The 2,647-nt window shown below is 72.2% G+C and carries 3 protein-coding genes; 2 read left to right on the top strand and 1 reads right to left on the bottom strand.

Annotation, left to right across the window (positions count from 1 at the left end; all coding sequences use genetic code 11):
• On the bottom strand, positions 1 to 743 hold a 743-nt coding region (locus tag OOT08_RS17860; protein ID WP_325094206.1), incomplete at its 3' end, for a LysR family transcriptional regulator.
• An 82-nt stretch (positions 744 to 825) separates the two neighbouring features.
• Here OOT08_RS17860 and OOT08_RS17855 point away from each other — a divergent pair.
• Complete coding sequence (locus tag OOT08_RS17855) at positions 826 to 1,878, top strand: aminotransferase class V-fold PLP-dependent enzyme (RefSeq protein WP_325094205.1); 1,053 nt, start codon at positions 826 to 828, stop codon at positions 1,876 to 1,878.
• 135 nt (positions 1,879 to 2,013) lie between these two features.
• The coding region (locus OOT08_RS17850) for an MFS transporter (RefSeq protein WP_325094203.1) at positions 2,014 to 2,647 on the top strand (634 nt) is incomplete at its 3' end.

Genomic DNA, 2,647 nt, shown 5'->3' with positions numbered 1-2,647 from the left:
CCCCCCGCGGCCACCATCGCGAGCATGGCCGGGACGTTGTCGGTTTCCTGGACGATCGTCGGGCTGAAGCCGTGTTCATCGGCGAGCCCCATAAGGTGCCCGCGGCACTTCGCGCAGCCTGCGATCCAGTGGTCGTTGCGGAACTGGCCGATGTCGGCGCCGAGCGCGCCGGGGTGCCGGTCCTCCTGCAGGACGAGCTTGATTTCCTCGCTCCAGAGCGGGGTCGCCGCGTTCCCGGGCGGGAGCTGCATCGAGCCGTCGTAGTCGAAGACGATGGCGCAGTCGACGAGCCCCTCGCGGAGCAGGGCCAAGCCCTCCGGCGGCTCCGCCTCGCGGTAGCTCAGGGTGACGTCGGGGGCAATGCCCTCCAGGGCGACCATCATCTCGGGCACGATCGTCGCGGAGGCCGACGGGAAGCCGACCAGGCGCAGGGCGCCCGCCCGATCCCCGCGCAGGTCCTCGATGGCCGCGATCGCGGCGTCGATCTCGGCGACGACGGCGCTGCCGTGCTCCGCGAGGATCTGGCCCGCTGGCGTGAGCCGGATGCCGCGCCCGCTGCGCTCGAGGAGGGGCACCTCGAGGCGGGATTCGACCCGCTTAATGCGCTGGCTGACGGCCGGCTGGCTCAGGCCAAGGGCCTGGGCGGTCGCGGTGAGCGAGCCGGTGGCTGCGAGGGTGTGCAGAATCCGAAGCTCGGTCGAGTCAATCGTGCCGAGAGGATCGCTGCTTCGTCGGGAATCCATCTCACCACTATAACTCCATCAACCGAAACACTTAACAATCATTGTGTTTCATTATGATTCCCGGGGCCCTAGCCTGGAGGGCATGACCATCGTTGATCTCGCCGCCCAGTTCACCGCCCAGCCCGGGTACCTCGCCGCCTGCACGGGTGGCTTGCCCAGCCTGCGCACCCAGGAGGCGATCCGGGAGGACCTGGCGCGCTGGTCGATCGGCGATCTGGACGCGGCCCGCTACGTGACCCACGTCGAGCGCTCGCGCGTGGCCTACGCCGAGCTCGTCGGCGTCGCCCCCGAGCGCGTCGCAATCGGTGCGCAGGTGTCCGGGATGGTGTCGCTGATCGCGGCCGCGGTGCCGGACGGGGCCGAGGTTCTCGCGGTTTCCGGCGAGTTCTCCTCGCTCACGCACCCCTTCGAGCGGCAGGCCCACCGCGGCGTCACCGTGCGCTACGTGGAGCTGGCCGAGCTGCCCGGGGAAATCACCCCCGAGACCTATCTCGTCGCGTACTCCCTCGTGCAGTCGGCCACCGGCGCGCTGGCCCCGCAGGCGGAGATTCTCCGGGCGGCGCGCGAAGCGGGGGCGCTCACGCTTGCGGACCTCACCCAGGCCACCGGCTGGCTGCCCGTGAACGCCGCGGAGAACGACGCCACGATCTGCCACGCCTACAAGTGGCTGTGCTCCCCGCGGGGCACCGCCTTTCTCACGCTGAGCCCCGAACTGACCGAGGCCGTGAATCCCACGCAGGCGGGCTGGGCCTCCGCCGACGACATCTGGGGCTCCTGCTACGCCGGCAACACCCCGCTCGGCTCGCACGCGAACCGCTTCGACGTCTCCCCCGCCTGGCAGGCCTGGGTCGGCACCGCCGCCGCGCTGGAACTGTTCGACCGGGAGACCGTCGAGCGCATCCACGAGCACGACCTGCGGCTCGCGAACGCCTTCCGCGCCGGGATCGGCAGTGCGCCGGGCGACTCGGCCATCGTGACCTGGGCGGACCCGGACGGCTCCGCCCTGGCCCAGATCAGCGCGGCCGGGATCACGGCCTCGGGACGGGCGGGCAACGCCCGGGTCGCCTTCCACATCTGGAACACCGACGCGGACGTCGCGGCGCTCCTCGCCGCCCTCGGGCGCGCGGCCGGCTAACCCGGTCGCGGGGCACGGAGCCGCGCGGGAACGCGCGAAAGATCCCCTTGCCGGGGAGTGCGGGCCGTGCGAGCATGCTGAGCGCGCCCACCCGCGCCAGCGTGCGCGGCCGCCCCCGCCGCAGAAACGAGTCCCGTGCCCCCCGTCGATCCCCCGCCCCCGTCCGCCCCGCCCACCCCCGGAGATCCGCTCCCGCAGGCAGCCCCCGACCCGGGGCCGACCCCGGCTTCGGCGGCGGTGCCCGGCCAGGTGCGGCTCATCCTGGGCATCGTGTTCCTGACCTATCTCGGTCAGATGACGCTCGTGCCAGTCATCGCCCCCTTCGCCCGCGAAACCGGTTTGGCGGAGTGGCAGGTGGGCCTGACCATCTCGCTCGCGGCCATCACCGTGGTCGTCACCAGCCAGTTCTGGGGCAGCCGGGCGCAGTCCTGGGGCCGGAAGCCGGTGCTGATTGCCGCGCTCACGCTCGCGACCGCCTCCATGACGCTGTTCGCGGTGCTCGCGAGCCTCGGCATCGCGGGAATCGTCCGCGGGGTCACGCTCTTTGTGCTGTTCCTGCTGTTGCGTGGCCTGTTCTTCGGGGCCGCGATCGCCGCGGTGCCGCCCACCGCGCAGGCCTTCGTCGCCGCCGTGACCGACTCTGAGGAGGCTCGGGTGCGCGGGCTCGCCGGCGTCGGCGCGGCGCAGAGCCTCTCCCTGATCGGCGGCTCCGTCTTCGGCGGTCTCCTCGCGGGCTTCGGCCTGCTCACCGCGATCTGGGCGGTGCCCG

Origin of the sequence: Leucobacter sp. M11, assembly GCF_035726885.1 — a bacterium.
GTDB lineage: Bacteria > Actinomycetota > Actinomycetes > Actinomycetales > Microbacteriaceae > JAPFRB01.
The sequence above is the reverse complement of the archived record's forward strand: the minus strand, read 5'-3'. Positions and strand labels throughout refer to the sequence as shown.

Coding starts and splice junctions, on each gene's coding strand:
- OOT08_RS17855 (WP_325094205.1), top strand. CDS start 826: ATGACCATCGTTGATCTCGCCGCCCAGTTCACCGCCCAGCCCGGGTAC.